Origin of the sequence: Streptomyces sp. NPDC057565 (assembly GCF_042801455.1) — a bacterium.
Lineage (GTDB): Bacteria > Actinomycetota > Actinomycetes > Streptomycetales > Streptomycetaceae > Streptomyces > Streptomyces yanii.
The window spans coordinates 85,850-100,401 of record NZ_JBHVFU010000023.1 but is presented as its reverse complement, the minus strand read 5'-3'; the positions used below and the strand labels follow the sequence as shown (position 1 = coordinate 100,401).

Genomic DNA, 14,552 nt, shown 5'->3' with positions numbered 1-14,552 from the left:
CACCGCCGGCGTAGCCGTGATCCGGGCTGGAGGTGTCTACCGGCGCAGCGGCGCGCGCACCCATGCTGCGACCGTCGGCCCGGCGGGGCATACCCCCACCTGCCAGGCCCGAAGTCCCACCGAACCGACGAACCAAGAGATGTGACCGCGTGACGGAAAACCGACACGCGGGAAACCCGTCACGCGCGGCATCCCTACGCAATCCGTATGTCTGCCAGGCTGCAGCCGCAACATGGCATGTTCACGGTTTCAAGTAGGGAGACTCATGCGCCCCATTATGCGTATGGCCTTGGGCGCGGCGGCCGCCGCCGTCCTGGCCGTCACTGCGGTCACGCCATCCGGGGCGGCGGATACGCCGCCTGACGGTGCCTCGGGGAAGAAGCCCATCATCGGCAGCGGGACCACGGCATCGGGCGGCAAGCAGGTGACGGTCACGCTCGTGACCGGCGACAAGGTGCTGGTGACCACGGACAGGTCGGGCCACAGCTCGGCGGCCGTGCTGCCCCGCGAGGACGGCACACAGCCGCTGGTCCAGACGTATCAGATGGGCAAGGACCTTTACGTCTATCCGGAGGACGCCTCTCAGGCGATCGCCGAGGGCAAGGTCGACGAGCAGCTGTTCAACGTGACTGGGCTCATCCGCCAGGGATACGACGACACACACACCGACACGCTGCCGCTTATCGCCACCTACCGGAACACTGTGAACGTTGCCGAGCGCGCGCCGGTGGCCCCTCGCGGGTCCGAGCGTGGCCTGAGCCTCCCCGCGGTGGACGGTGTCGCGCTCAAAGCCGACAAGGACGCTGCTGCCACCTTCTGGCAGGACATCACCAACACGCGTTCACGTACTGCCTCCACGCTGAAGAAGCTGTGGCTCGACGGCAAGGTCGAGGCCACGTTGGACCGGTCCACCGCGCAGGTGCACGCGCCGGAGGCCTGGGCGGCCGGCTACGACGGCAAGGGCACCAAGGTCGCCGTGCTGGACACGGGCGTGGACGCCGAGCACCCGGACCTGGTGAGCCGGGTCGCCGCGGCCGAGAACTTCACGGACTCCAAGACCACCGACGACCGGCAGGGCCACGGCACCCACACCGCCTCCACGGTCGGCGGTTCCGGAGCAGCCAGTGACGGCCGCAAGAAGGGCGTCGCCCCCGGTGCCTCCCTGCTCATCGGCAAGGTTCTCAACGACCAAGGCTACGGCCTGGACTCCTGGATCATCGCGGGTATGCAGTGGGCCGTCGACCAGCAGGCCGATGTCGTCTCCATGAGCCTGGGCAACCCGAGGATCGGTGACTGCACCGACCCGATGGCCCAGGCCACGAAGCAGCTCTCGCAGAACAAGCACACCCTGTTCGTCATCGCCGCCGGTAACTCCGGCTCGAGCACCGAAACCGTCTCCTCGCCCGGGTGCGTGCCCAGTGTGCTGACCGTCGGTGCCGTCGATCGAGATGACACCACGGCGTGGTTCTCCAGCCGCGGTCCCGTTGCCGTCACGCACACCCTCAAGCCCGAGATCGCGGCGCCCGGCGTCGACATCTCGGCGGCGAGCGCGGGCGGCCGCGGCGTCTATGCCTACCGAACGATGTCCGGCACCTCCATGGCCACCCCGCATGTCGCGGGCGCCGCGGCCGTCGTCCGCCAGGCCCACCCGGACTGGACCGCGCAGCAGATCAAGGCCGCCCTGGTCTCCTCCGCCCGCACCGGCGGCAAGGTCGCAGAAGCCGACCAGACCGGCGGTGGGGTTCTCGACGTGTTCGGTGCGGTGAACCAGAAGGTGCTCTCCGCGCCCGCCGTCCAGGCCGGCAGCTACAACTGGCCGCAGGACGCCGCGGACCGCACCACCGTGCAGGTGCCCTTTACCAACTCCGGCGACAGCGACCTCACCCTGAGCCTGAAGGTCAGCGGTGTCCACGGCAACGACGGCAGCGATGTCCACTCCAATATCGTCAAGCTGGAGGAGAGCAAGGTGAGGGTCCCCGCGGGGGCCACCGCTCAGGTGCCGCTGCGGATCGACCCGACCGCCCGTCTGGAGGATGCCCAGTACGGTGCGGTCACCGGCCGGATCCTGGCCACCGGCGGCGATGTGCACGTCTCCGTGCCCGTCACGCTCTACGTCCAGCCGGAGACGGTCACGCTCCGGGTCAAGGCCATCGACCGTAACGGCAAGCCTGCGACCGGCCCCTCCTCCCTGGACCTCGTCAGCCTCGACACCGACAAGGGCGAGCGCCGCAACAACCAGGGCGCGACCGAGCAGCAGTACAGCGTGCGCCCGGGCGACTACGCTCTCAGCAGCTTCGTGGCGACGTACGGCGCGAACAACGCGCCCGAATCGGTCAGCTACCTCGCGAAGCCGCAGCTGAGGATCACCCATGACACCACTGTCGTTCTCGACGCCCGCGAGGCCCACCAACTGAGCCTGCACACCGATCGACCCTCGACGGTGAACAACACCACGTTCAGCTACGCCCGCACGTGGGACGACACCTGGCAGATATCCGGATCGCTCATCTCCGGCAACACCGTCCAGAAGTTCTACGCAGACGTCGATGGACGTGCCAAGGACGGAACCTTCGAGTTCCGGCCCACCTGGCGTGCGACCGGCTCCGAGGACGGCTCGCCCTACGTGTACAACCTGTCGTTCCCGACCCAGGGTCCGCTGCACTCCGACCAGGCCTACAAGCCCGAGGACTCCAAGCTGGCCCAGGTCACCGAAACGTGGAACAGCATGGGCAAGGAGGCCGACTACATCGACGCACTGTTCATGCGTCCTGCCGGGAACAGCGGCACCTACGTTCCCGTGAGCCCGTTCGGCCAGGTCCACGTGCCCGGCACCCGCACCGCCTACTACACGACCGGCGACGACGCCTGGTACCACGGCGCGATGACCAGCTTCCCGTGGGCCGCGTTCATGAGTGACCAAGAGCGCACCTACCGGGCCGGACAGCGCAGCGCCGAGGAGTGGTACGCAGGGCCCCTGCGGCCGGCCGCGGCGCGCGACGCCGACGGCAACCTGATGCTGGCCGCCGAGCGACAGGGTGACCTGATTGGTATTCAGACCGCGCTCTGGCTCGACGGATCCGGCGATCACTGGTCCTCCGGCGGGTCGTTCGGTGACCTCGGCAACCTGAGGCTGAAGCGCAATGGTGAGCAGATCGCCACCAGCGCCTGGCCGTACGACGTGTTCAGGGTGCCGGACGAGGACTCCGCGTACGAGCTCACCCAGAACCTGGAGAAGATCCCGTCCTCGGACCGGAACTGGCTGCGCTCCACCGCCGTCACCACCACCTGGAGCTTCCGCTCCCACCGGGAGCCGGATGTCTACTCGCGCGGCCTGCCGATCCTCTTCCCGGCGTACGACGTCCCGGTGGACGGCCTGAACACCCTGCCCGCGCAGAGCGGCATCAAGGTCGGCCTGTCGGTCGAGGGCCACGCCGGGTACACCCCGGGCGCGATCACGGCGGCCACGCTGTCCTACTCCTACGACGGCGGCACCACCTGGACCCAGGCGCCGACCGAGCAGCGGGACGGCAAGTGGACGGCCATCCTCGACCACACCGGCGCCTCCGGCAAGCAGGTCAAGATGAAGGCCACCCTCACCGACGCCAACGGCAACGCGGTCACCCAGACCATCACCCGCGCCTACGACGTTCGGTAACCACCAAGTCCGGCCGGGCGGCCTCCCGCAACGGGCGGCCCGCCCGGCCGGCCACGTGCTGTTCCACCCCTGATCATCCGGGCACGGTCGGTCCAGATACAGACTGCCGCAGACTCGTCGAGCGGACAGCTTGCCGGACTCCCGCGGCCGTCTTCGAGGGACTCCGAGCACGCAAGGTGTACGACACCGGAAGGGGCCGGGCTCCCGGGGGTTCACAACTGCTGGGCATGCAAGCTGCTTTGGCGCAGGTAGCCACGATTGAGTGAACGGCGTGACGATCTGCGGGTATGCCTGGCGGGGCGTGCGTAACGTTCTCGGTGCGATCTGGGACGCCGGGTGTGGCGTCAGCAGTCGGGGCCCCCGCGCCACCAGCGAGATGGTTCGGGGCCTCCCCGTCGCCTCTGGCCACACCCATATGGCCAGGTCGTGAGGGATTCCGCCCGCCTGGGACGGACCGCATACGGGATATGCGTCGCCGACCGGGAGGCGAAAGCGGAGGACCAGTGCGCCCAAGACCGTTCGGGGCGTGCCGGTGAGCCAGGACTCACTCCTGCTCACTGCCCAGGAACGGTAGGAGTCAGTGCCGGAGCTCGGCCCCTCGGCGTAGCGTTCCAGCCCGCGGTGAGGGGCGGGTCCATTCTCGCCAGCAATCCGGAAGCCGGCCAGGAGCAAGGAGCTCGCGCACCTCTCCAGGCCGCCCGAATCGGGACCGCACCTGCTGTTGGGGCCGGACAGGTCGTAGCGGGCACGTCCCGGTGAGTGGAAGCCGGCTCACCCGCATGCTCCGGGGTCGTGATCCGCGTTGCGGTGATCGACCTGATGAGCCGACGGCTCACCCGCGAATCCCGCGAAAGCCGCACCGGCGCCGTGACGGCGGCACTGGCCCGTGGCCTGATCCCCGAACCGCTGCCCGGCCCGACGTCGCCGACCGTACGACCGCATTCGGCGGACGCGCCCAACCCGTCCGACCGGCCCGACCTTCCGGCCCCCCAGCGCAGCGAGGTGCCCGTACCTGACATACCGGCGCGCCGGGCAAGGCGCTCAAGCAGGCCGCGCCGGCCGGATCGGTGAAGGCCGACGAGCTGCCCAGCGCCACCGCGGTGGCCCAGGAGACGCCGCGGCCCACGTTGACCAGGCTGCCGGTCGGCGCCGACCCCGCGACCTACCGGGTCACCCTGGACACTTCGCGCCCGGCGTGGTTCCCGCTGTCCACAGCGACCAGCACTGAGTGGACGTCCAAGTCCGCCCGGTGAGCGGGAAGGAGAACCTGGCGCTGTTCCGGCCGAAGTACGGCCTGGCCCTGGACAACGTCCTTCCGTGCGAGGCGCCGGTTACCGCGTGATACACGAACGCGCGATGCTCAACGAGGCCCTGGAGCACCGGAGACGGTCCGCTCAGCATGATCGGGCCGAGGTCGGAGCGGAGATGGAAAACGGATCAGTTCAGTCCTCGGGCGCCTGCTGCGTGACGACGATCTCACGCTTGAGGATCTTGCCTGTTGCGCCCTTGGGCAGTGCGTCGGCGAAGGTGACGATCCGAGGGTATTTGTAGGCAGCCACTCGCTGTTTGACGTAGTCGCGCACCTGGTCGACCGTGGTCTGCGCACCCGGCCGGAGGGTCACCACGGCGGCCACCTCCTCCCCGTGGATCTCGTGCGGAACGCCGACGACGGCCACTTCGGCTACTGCCGGGTGTTCGTAGAGCACCTCCTCGATCTCGCGCGGGTAGACGTTGTAGCCACCGCGGATGATGAGGTCCTTCTTCCGGTCGACGATGAAGTAGTAGCCGTCCTCGTCGACACGGGCGAGATCACCGCTGTGGAACCACCCGTCCCGGATGGCTTCCGCAGTCGCATCCGGGCGGCTCCAGTAGCCCTTCATCACGTTCTCGCCGCGGATCGCTATCTCACCGACTTCGCCCGGGCCTACCGTGGTGCCGTCGTCCGCGACGAGTTTGAGTTCGACTCCGCGGATGGGGACGCCGATGGAACCGGCCTTGCGTGGTCGGTCCGGAGGGTTGAACGCGGCGACCGGTGACGTCTCCGAGAGTCCGTATCCCTCCAGTACAGTGACGCCGAATTCCCGCTCGAAGGTGTGCAGCACCTCGACCGGCAGGGAAGCTCCACCGGAGACGGCGAGATGCAGCCTCGAGAGGTCGTAGCTGTCGGGGATCCCGGCGTGGAGCAGGGCAGTGAACATCGTGGGGACGCCCAGGAAGACGGTGACCCCGTCCCGGTGCATGATCTCCAGCGCCTTGGCCGGCTCGAACCGCGGCAGCATGGTCAGGGTGGCGGCCGCAGCGACGGCGGCGTTGAGGGCGCAGGTCTGGCCGAAGGCGTGGAACAGCGGCAGGCCCCCGAACAGTACGTCGCTCGGCCCGACGTGGAGGAGTGTCTTGGCAGCGGAGGTCGCGTTGGTCATCAGGTTGCGGTGAGTCAGCTCGGCGCCCTTCGGGGTCCCCGTCGTGCCCGAGGTATAGAGGATCACAGCAGTGTCGTTCGCCGCCCGGTCGACGGTCTCGGGCATCGGTTCGGTGGCCCGTACCAGAGTGTCGAAGGTCATCGGGTCGGTGACCAGGCAGTCGACCCCGACCTCTGCTGCGGCCTTCGCGACCGCGTCCGCGCACAGCGGGAACGCCAACACGATCCGGGAGCCGGAATCCCGGAGGGTGAAGGCTATTTCACGCGCTTTCAACAGCGGATTCATCGGCACTGCTACGGCGCCTGCGCGGAGGATTCCGTAATACGCGATCGGGAAGTAGGTGACGTTGGGCATGACCAACGCGACGCGATCGCCCGCCCGGACACCCTTGGCCTGCAACAGTGAGGCGACCCGGGCACTGGTGTCGTTCAGTTCGGCATATGTCAGGACGATATCGCCCTGGCGGATGGCGACCCGGTTGCCCTCGGCCCAGGCGGATTCCGCGAGCAGAGTGGCGAGGTTGTCCATGCGGTTTCCCCTTTGATCTGAGCTGGTGGCGGTCACTGGTGGCGGAAAGAGCCGCAGAGGGACGCGGAGTTGTGTGTCGCGATCATGTCGCGGGGGGTGATACCGCCGCGGCCGGGCCCGCAGTCATTGCTGTGCATGTCTCCCCAGAAGTCCGGTGGCAGTTCCCGCCCCTGCTGCAGGGTCAGCCACAGTCGCAGCACGTGGCGCTTCTGCTCGGGTTCGTCGAAGTCCTCATATTCCGTACGGGAATGCAGAACCGCGTGGTTGTTGAGCAGCAGCAGGTCGCCGACCTCGAAGTCGACGTCAAGTCGGAGCGCTGGGGACACCGCCAGTTCGTCGATGAGGTCGAACAGCTCCGTATCCGCCCGCTCCAGGCGGGACACGTCAGGAAAGCGCTGAGCGGACTCGAGGTAACAGCGGTTGTAGCGCATGCTGAGTTTTCCCCCGGACCAGGACGCCAGCGGAACCGCGTAGTACGGGCGCTCACCAGGGGCGTGTTCCTCGCGGCGGTCGAGGAAATGGGTCCGGTACAGGCCCTCGACCAGATCCGGCCGCCGCGCCAGGAGCGCGTTGTAGACCGCCGCGGAGCTGACCACGGAGATACGTCCACCGGAGCGGGCTGCCCGCAGGTACAACAGTCCGAGGACGTCGGATCCGTCGGTGTGGAACGGCAGCATCTCCCTGGTCTGGTAGCCGCGCGTTGCGGGGGCGGCGATGCTGTGACCGGTGTCCCGGACGTGGCCGAGCATGTGGCCCGCCGCGTTCTGCGACACCGGGACACCCAGGTGCTGACACAGTCCCCAGAAAATGGTGCTTGCCCTCGCCTGGCTGTAACGCTCGACCGGAATGCGTTTGACGAGTACGAAGCCGCGTCCGTTCTCCAGCACGTCGGCGATGCGCTCCAGCTCCCCGGCCAAGGTCGGCAGCGGAAAGTCGCCGGCGCTCACCTTCAACAGCGGAACGCCTCGCTCACGCACCGTGCGCAAGGCAGCCTCGAGCTCGTCGATCTGTGCCGGTGAGAGCCGCAGGACCCACTCGTCGGAGCCCGCCAGGTCCGGGCCTTGCCACGCGGCCGGCCCGGTGTACGACCGGCGCAGCACGCTGATCACGTTCGTCATGGTGGCCTCCCCGGGGTCGTGCGTCCGCCCAGCCGGAGTCGCATTCGGCTCTTCGCCGGCTCGGAACCCGAAACCGTGCGAACGACCCCTCTCCTTTCATCGTGGACGAACCCCGCGGATCGGGTGCAGGCATTCCACCTGAGGCCATTGATCCGCATGGGGATTCCGTATCCCTTTCCAGGGCTGGTCAACAGTTGGACTGTTTGCCATGGTGTTCTCCGTCGGATTTCCGATCGGCCGGGACGCCGAATCCAGACGCTGAGCCCCATGCAGTGGTGCAACGCTAGGTCACGACTTGAGGCATCGCTTGACTTGGCGTGACATGTGACTTATCACTTGGGGACAGAGCCTGGAGTGCGCCCATGAAGCCCCTTGTCCGTAATGCAGCGCTGAGCAGCTACGTCGAGCTCAGCCAGTCGCTCGGCATCGACCCGCGGGCCCTGATGAAGCGCGTGGGCCTGGACCCTGTCGGCCTCACGGTCCAGGACAGATGGATCTCCGGCGTGGCCGTGACCGAGCTGCTCGAGCTCTCGGCGGCGGCCTCACATCGTGAGGACTTCGGCCTGCTCCTCGCCGAGCGCCGTCGCTTCTCCAACCTCGGCCCCATCAGCTTGGTCATACGCGAGGAGCCCGACGCCCGCAGCGCGATCGAGCTTCTCGTCCGCCATGAGCACATGTACAACGAGATGCTGCACGGCCGGCTCTCCGAAGCGAGTGGCCTGGCCACCCTCAAGGTGAGCCTGGAGCTCGGTGAGGCCATGGCGGCCCGCCAGGCCATAGAGCTGGCCGTGGGCGCTTTCCACCAAATCCTTCGTAGTTTCCTCGGTAGCCGGTGGCAGCCTGTGTCCGTATGTTTCACGCACAGCGCCCCACTGGACACCGGAACCCACCGGCGCGTCTTCGGGCCCGCAGTGGAATTCGACCGGGAATTCAATGGGATCGTCTTCTACGCCAGCGATCTCAACGCTCCCAACCCGATGTCCGACCCGCAGCTCCGGACGTACGCGCGGCAGTATTTCGAGTCGCTCGCAGTGTCGAGGGACACGACCGTGACGGACCGGGTGCGCGAGTTGATCGAAGTCCTGCTCCCCACCGGTCGCTGTTCGATCGAGCAGGTCGCATGCAGCCTCGGCGTCGACCGACGGACCGTCCATCGGCACCTGTCGGCCTCTGGTGTGACGTTCTCCTCCCTCCTCAACGCGACGCGTGCCGAGCTCGCCGAGCAGCTCGTGGCGAACCCGCGCCGCTCGTTGACGGAGATCTCCGGGCTGCTGGGATTCTCCGCACCGAGCGCATTCTCGCGCTGGTTCAGCGAGCGGTTCGGTTGCAGCCCCAGGCAGTGGCGCGTCCGGAGGACCACGCAGCAGCCGTCCGCGGAGGGGTGACCGGCGACGATCACTTGCTGCCGGGGACAGCGCTCAGCCACGGCCTGATCCTCCGACTTGGGGGTGACACCAGCCGGGGAGGGACGGTCCCCAAGTGATAAGTCTGATGTCACCTGCGGCTAAGCATCCGGCGTAACCGGCAGTTAACGTTGCATTACCGCAAGGGAGACCGCCGGCCCGCACGAGGACAGCAGAGACCCTGCCTGAAGCCGCATCTCCCACCGGGACCCATCGATCGTATCCGGGCTGCCCAGCGAGTCCGGGGACCCCGTCTGCAATCTCACTCCGCTTCTCGCCGATCCCCTCAGGCCACGCAGCGCAGGCAGCGATGTGTGCAGCGAGTGAAGACCCATCATCAAAGGAGATGGACTGTGCACTTCTTCGACGACTCCCTGTATCCGGAGAACCAGGAGAAGCTGGTCATCCAGGCCGCGCCCTACGGGCCGGAGTGGCTGCCCGGCGACGCCGACGACCTCCCGCTCAGCATGGACGAGCACGTGCAGGCGGCGGTCGACTGCTACAACGCCGGCGCCACGGTGCTGCACATCCACGTGCGCGAGCTGGACGGCCACGGCTCGAAGCGCATCTCCATGTTCAACGAGTTGATGGCCCGGCTGCGCGAGGCGGTGCCGGACATGGTCCTGCAGATCGGCGGGTCGATCTCCTTCGCTCCGGAGGACGAAGGCGCCGACGCCAAGTGGCTCAGCTACGACACCCGCCACATGCTGGCCGAGATCACCCCCAAGCCGGACCAGGTGACGATCGCCATCAACACCAACCAGATGAACATCGTCGAGCTCTTCGACGACGAGGACATCGAGGGCACTTCGATCGCCAAGCCGGCGTACTACAAGGCCTACCGGGACATGGTGGTCGAGGCCGGGCCTGACTTCTACCTCGAGCACCTCAAGCGGCTCCGCGCCAACGACATTCAGCCGCACTTCCAACTCGCGAACATGGCACAGCTGGAGACGGTGGAGCGGCTGATCCGCAAGGGCGTCTACAGCGGCCCGCTCGTGCTCAACTACGTGGCCATCGGGGGCGGGTTCGCCGGCCGTCACCCGGCCGACCTGATCGAGTTCATCCGCCGCGTCCCGGACGGCGCCGTGCTCACCATCGAGGCCTCCATGCGCGCAGTCGCGCCGATGAACGCGATCGGCATCGCCCTGGGCGCTCACGTGCGGGTGGGCAACGAGGACAACCTGTGGCGGCGCAAGGGCGACCGAATGTCCTCCGTGGAGCAGGTCGAGCAGATGGTCCAGATCGCCAACGTGCTCGGTCGTGAGATCGCCACGGGCCAGGAGGCCAAGGAGATCTACAAGATCCGCCAATGGTACTCGGACGCCGACGAGACCCTGTCCCAGCTCGGCATGGTGCCCAACCGCCGTCCCGGCCGACGCGGCTTCATGCTCCGCGACGCCAAGAGCTGACCCGATCCCACGAGGGGCGGTCGCGGGGCCGACACGGCATCCATCCCAGCCGATCGGGGTCGGCCCGCGACCCCCACCCCCCCACACACACACGAGCAAACGGAGCAAGTCATGGCACACGCCATTCGCTTCCACGAAACCGGTGGCACCGACGTCATGCGGTGGGAAGAGGTCACCGTCGGCCACCCGGGCCCGGGCCAGGTACGGATACGGCACGTCGCCGTCGGACTCAACTTCGCCGACACCTATTTCCGCACCGGTCTGTATCCGGCCCCGCTGCCCGCGGGGCTCGGCGTGGAGGCCTCAGGTGTGATCGAGGCCGTCGGTGAGGGCGTCACCCATGTCGCAGAGGGCGACCGGGTGACCTACACCGGCAGCCCGCTGGGGGCCTACAGCACGGAGCGGGTCATGCCCGCGGACTCGCTGATCAAGCTGCCGGAGGAGATCAGCTGCGAGACCGCCGCGGCGATGACCATGCGGGGCCTCACCTCGGCCTATCTGCTGCGTCGGATCCACCCGCTGAAGTCCGGCGACACCGTATTGCTCCACGCGGCGGCGGGCGGCGTGGGCCTGATCTTCTCCCAGTGGGCCAAGCTGCTCGGCATCACCGTGATCGGCACGGTCTCCAGCGAGGAGAAGGCCGAGATCGCCCGCGCCCACGGCTGCGATCACATCATCTACTACCGGCGCGAAGACGTGGCCGAGCGGGTGCGCGAGCTGACCGACGGCAAGGGTGTCCCCGTGGTCTTCGACAGCATCGGCAAGGACACCGTCGCCGGCTCCATGGCCTCGCTGCAGCGTCGCGGCTTGCTGGTGTGCTTCGGCACGGCATCCGGAGTGCCGCCGCTCGACGCCATGCAACTGGCCGTCCATGGCTCGCTGTTCGTGACCCGGCCCGCGCTGGCCGACTACATCGCCGAACCCGTCGAGCGGGACGCCCTGTCGGGCGAGCTGTTCGGTCACGTCGCGTCCGGACGTATCAAGATCGAGATCAACCAGCGCTACGCCCTTCAGGACGCGATACAGGCACACCGCGATCTCGAAGCAGGACGGACCACGGGATCTTCCGTCTTCGTTCTCTGAGCACACCGCGCCCCACACGTCACGTCAGAGGAGTGAGCACCATGGACCAGACCATCAACCCGAGGGGAAACACGCCCGTCCTCGTGCGCCCGGGCGTTCCCCGCACTTCCATCAAGGTTGAGCCGCTGACCTGCACCATCGGCGCCGAACTGTCCGGTGTGAACCTCGGCGACGCCGCTCGCGACGACGACCTGTTCGCCGAGATCAAGCAGCTGCTGCTGCAGTACAAGGTCCTGTTCCTGCGGGACCAGGACATCACCCGCGCCGAGCACATCGCCTTCGCCTCGCGCTTCGGTCGGCTCGAGGACCACCCGGTGCTCGGCAGCGACCCGGACCACCCTGGGCTGGTCCGCATCTACAAGGACCTCGACAGCAAGCCCGAGCACTACGAGAACGCACTCCACTGCGACGGCACCTGGCGCGAGTGCCCGCCCATGGGGGCCGTGCTCCGCTGCGTTGAGACGCCCGAGGTGGGCGGGGACACGATCTGGGTCAACATGGCCGAGGCGTACCGCAGGCTGCCCGAGCACATCAAGACGCAGATCGCGGGTCTGGGTGCACGGCACAGCATCGAGGCGAGCTTCGGTGCCGTCATGCCGACGGAGCAGCGGCACCGGCTGCAGGCACAGTACCCGGACGCGGAGCACCCGGTGGTGCGTACCCACCCGGAGACCGGCGAGCAGATCCTCTTCGTCAACTCCTTCACCACACACTTCGTGAACTACCACACGCCCGAGAACGTGCGCTTCGGCCAGGACCACGCGCCCGGCGCCGCCAACCTCCTGAACTACCTGATCAGCCAGGCGGCCGTCCCTGAGTACCAAGTGCGTTGGCGCTGGCAGAAGAACAGCTTCGCCATCTGGGACAACCGCTCCACACAGCACTACGCCGTCCAGGACTACTGGCCTGCCCTCCGCAAGATGGAGCGCGCCGGAATCGTCGGCGACAGAACCTTCTGAGCCCCCACCAGAGACGAGAAAGGTGACGCCGATGGGACTTCACACTGCCGGCACGGCTGTGCCGGGGACCTCCCCCGCCATACCGGCTGTATCCCGCAGGTATGCCTGGCTGGTGTTTGCGCTGAGTTTCGGGCTTCTGATGTCCGACTACATGTCGCGGCAGGTCCTCAACGCGGTCTTTCCGCTGCTGAAGGCGGAGTGGCTGCTGTCGGATGCCCAGTTGGGTTCCCTCAGCGGCATCGTGGCTCTGATGGTGGGCCTGCTCACCTTCCCCCTGTCGCTCGTGGCCGATCGCTGGGGCAGGGTGAGGAGCCTGGTCCTCTCCGCGGTGGTGTGGAGCCTGGCGACCCTGGGATGCGCCGTCTCCGCGAGCTTCGGTGAGATGTTCGCGGCCCGGTTCATAGTCGGCGTCGGAGAGGCGGCCTACGGCAGCGTCGGCATCGCGGTCGTCCTCAGCGTCTTCCCCATCCGCCTGCGGGCCACGCTCTCCGCAGCGTTCATCGCGGGAGGATCCTTCGGATCCGTGCTGGGTGTGTCGGCCGGCGGTGTCATCGCCCAGGTACACGGCTGGCGCTGGTCCTTCGGCGCGATGGGAATCTTCGGACTGGTCCTGGCCACGGTCTACGGCCTCTTGGTCACCGAGAAGAGGCTGGGGACGGCCTCCAACAAGCACAGCGCCAGGGCCGGTGAGCGGGCCCCCTTGCGGACCCTGCTGCCGAGGTTGTTCTCGTCCGTCTCCGTGGTCTGCGCCTACATCGGCAGCGGACTGCAGATGTTCATCGCGATGGCGATGCTCGCCTGGATGCCGAGCTTCTTCAACCGCTACTACTCGATGGCCCCCGCAAAAGCGGGGCTGACCGCAGGAGTCTTCGCGCTGCTCAGTGGCACCGGCATGATCCTGTGCGGAATCGCCGCCGACCGCCTCAGCCGGAACCTGGCAGCCCGGAAGTGGTCCGTCGCGATCGCCTGCAGTCTCGCCTCACTTGTTCTGCTGATGGTCGGCTTCCAGCTGCCTACCGGCCCGGTGCAGCTCGTACTGATCGGCGCCGGCACTCTGGTGGCCTGCGGTACGGCCGGCCCGGCGGCCGCCATGGTGGCCAACCTCACCCCCGCCGCCATCGCGGCGACGGCCATGGCCACGCTCACCCTGGCCAACAGCCTGCTCGGGATTGCCCCGGGGCCCGCGGTGACGGGCATGGTCGCGGACCGCATGGGCCTGCTCGGCGCACTGAGGGTGGTCCCGCTCATCGCGATCGCGGCCAGCGCAGCCTTCGCCATCGGCAAGGTCTTCTACGAGAAGGATCTGCGCCGCATGGGCCTGCTGCCCGACGTGTCACTCAAGAACCTGGAGCTGCAGTCGTGAGTCTCATTGCACCGCCGACAGTCGTGATCGTCCCCGGACTGCGCGATCACGTGCCGGACCACTGGCAGACCATCCTCGCTGACAAGATCGCCGACGCCCGTACCATTCCGCCGTTGGAACGCGACAGACTCAGCTGCGACGCCCAGGTTGCCGCCCTGGACGCGGTCCTGTCGGGCATCTCCGGGCCGGTCGTACTGGTTGCCCACAGCGCCGGGGTGATGACCACCGTGCACTGGGCGCAACGACACCGGCGCCCCGTCAAGGGCGCACTGCTGGCAGCGCCACCGGACTTCGACACCCCGCTGCCGGAGGGCTATTTCACCCCGGAAGACCTGCGCGAAAACGGCTGGACGCCGACCCCGCGGACACCTCTGCCCTTCCCCAGCATCGTCGCGGCAAGCACGAACGACCCCCTGGCCGGATTCGAACGCGTCACCGACCTCGCCCGGGCATGGGGGAGTGGCCTCGAGAACCTCGGTCCAGTCGGACACCTCAACCCCGCCTCAGGCTATGGCGAATGGCCTCAGGCGGAGGAGATCATCCGCGAGCTCGGCCAAACCTCGTCCGACATGCCCAACTGACGCACGACGGTGCCCCTCACGCTCCCTCCT

11 protein-coding genes are annotated in these 14,552 nt (G+C 67.7%); 9 read left to right on the top strand and 2 right to left on the bottom strand.

Going from position 1 to position 14,552, the window contains the following annotated elements:
• Window positions 1–265 precede the first annotated feature (265 nt).
• The 3 genes from ACFU8W_RS30930 (at window position 266) to ACFU8W_RS30920 (ending at window position 4,908) form a co-directional block, all read left to right on the top strand.
• The gene (locus tag ACFU8W_RS30930; protein WP_384044033.1) at window positions 266–3,655 is read left to right on the top strand and encodes a S8 family serine peptidase; all 3,390 of its coding nucleotides are present in this window, start codon (window positions 266–268) and stop codon (window positions 3,653–3,655) included.
• 792 nt (window positions 3,656–4,447) lie between these two features.
• Window positions 4,448–4,726, top strand: coding sequence for a hypothetical protein (locus ACFU8W_RS30925; RefSeq protein WP_384044030.1), 279 nt, complete (start codon window positions 4,448–4,450; stop codon window positions 4,724–4,726).
• Window positions 4,723–4,908, top strand: coding sequence for a hypothetical protein (locus ACFU8W_RS30920; protein WP_384044027.1), 186 nt, complete (start codon window positions 4,723–4,725; stop codon window positions 4,906–4,908). Before ACFU8W_RS30925 ends, ACFU8W_RS30920 begins: the two co-directional genes overlap by 4 nt.
• 189 nt (window positions 4,909–5,097) lie before the next feature.
• On the opposite strand, the gene ACFU8W_RS30915 is transcribed toward ACFU8W_RS30920, so the two are convergent.
• Window positions 5,098–6,603 carry a long-chain fatty acid--CoA ligase gene (locus tag ACFU8W_RS30915; protein WP_384044024.1) on the bottom strand — a complete coding sequence of 502 codons (1,506 nt, stop codon included), beginning with the start codon at window positions 6,601–6,603 and terminating at the stop codon, window positions 5,098–5,100.
• Between the two features lie 32 nt (window positions 6,604–6,635).
• Complete coding sequence (locus tag ACFU8W_RS30910; RefSeq protein WP_384044021.1) at window positions 6,636–7,721, bottom strand: TauD/TfdA family dioxygenase; 1,086 nt, start codon at window positions 7,719–7,721, stop codon at window positions 6,636–6,638.
• A gap of 362 nt (window positions 7,722–8,083) precedes the next feature.
• Here ACFU8W_RS30910 and ACFU8W_RS30905 point away from each other — a divergent pair, with 362 nt between their 5' ends.
• The 6 genes from ACFU8W_RS30905 (at window position 8,084) to ACFU8W_RS30880 (ending at window position 14,522) form a co-directional block, all read left to right on the top strand.
• On the top strand, window positions 8,084–9,106 hold the full coding sequence (locus ACFU8W_RS30905; RefSeq protein ID WP_384044018.1) for an AraC family transcriptional regulator ligand-binding domain-containing protein: 1,023 nt from the start codon (window positions 8,084–8,086) through the stop codon (window positions 9,104–9,106).
• A gap of 371 nt (window positions 9,107–9,477) precedes the next feature.
• Window positions 9,478–10,536 carry a 3-keto-5-aminohexanoate cleavage protein gene (locus ACFU8W_RS30900; protein WP_384044016.1) on the top strand — a complete coding sequence of 353 codons (1,059 nt, stop codon included), beginning with the start codon at window positions 9,478–9,480 and terminating at the stop codon, window positions 10,534–10,536.
• 111 nt (window positions 10,537–10,647) lie between these two features.
• On the top strand, window positions 10,648–11,619 hold the full coding sequence (locus ACFU8W_RS30895; RefSeq protein ID WP_345518813.1) for a quinone oxidoreductase: 972 nt from the start codon (window positions 10,648–10,650) through the stop codon (window positions 11,617–11,619).
• 41 nt (window positions 11,620–11,660) lie between these two features.
• The gene (locus ACFU8W_RS30890) at window positions 11,661–12,578 is read left to right on the top strand and encodes a TauD/TfdA dioxygenase family protein (protein ID WP_384044011.1); all 918 of its coding nucleotides are present in this window, start codon (window positions 11,661–11,663) and stop codon (window positions 12,576–12,578) included.
• Window positions 12,579–12,609: 31 nt separating this feature from the next.
• A complete protein-coding gene (locus ACFU8W_RS30885) occupies window positions 12,610–13,941 on the top strand; it encodes an MFS transporter (protein ID WP_384044009.1) in 1,332 nt (443 codons plus the stop codon).
• Window positions 13,938–14,522: an RBBP9/YdeN family alpha/beta hydrolase gene (locus tag ACFU8W_RS30880; protein WP_384044006.1), complete on the top strand. Its 585-nt coding sequence runs from the start codon at window positions 13,938–13,940 to the stop codon at window positions 14,520–14,522. The genes ACFU8W_RS30885 and ACFU8W_RS30880 overlap by 4 nt, the downstream gene beginning before the upstream one ends.
• The last annotated feature ends 30 nt before the right edge of the window (window positions 14,523–14,552 follow it).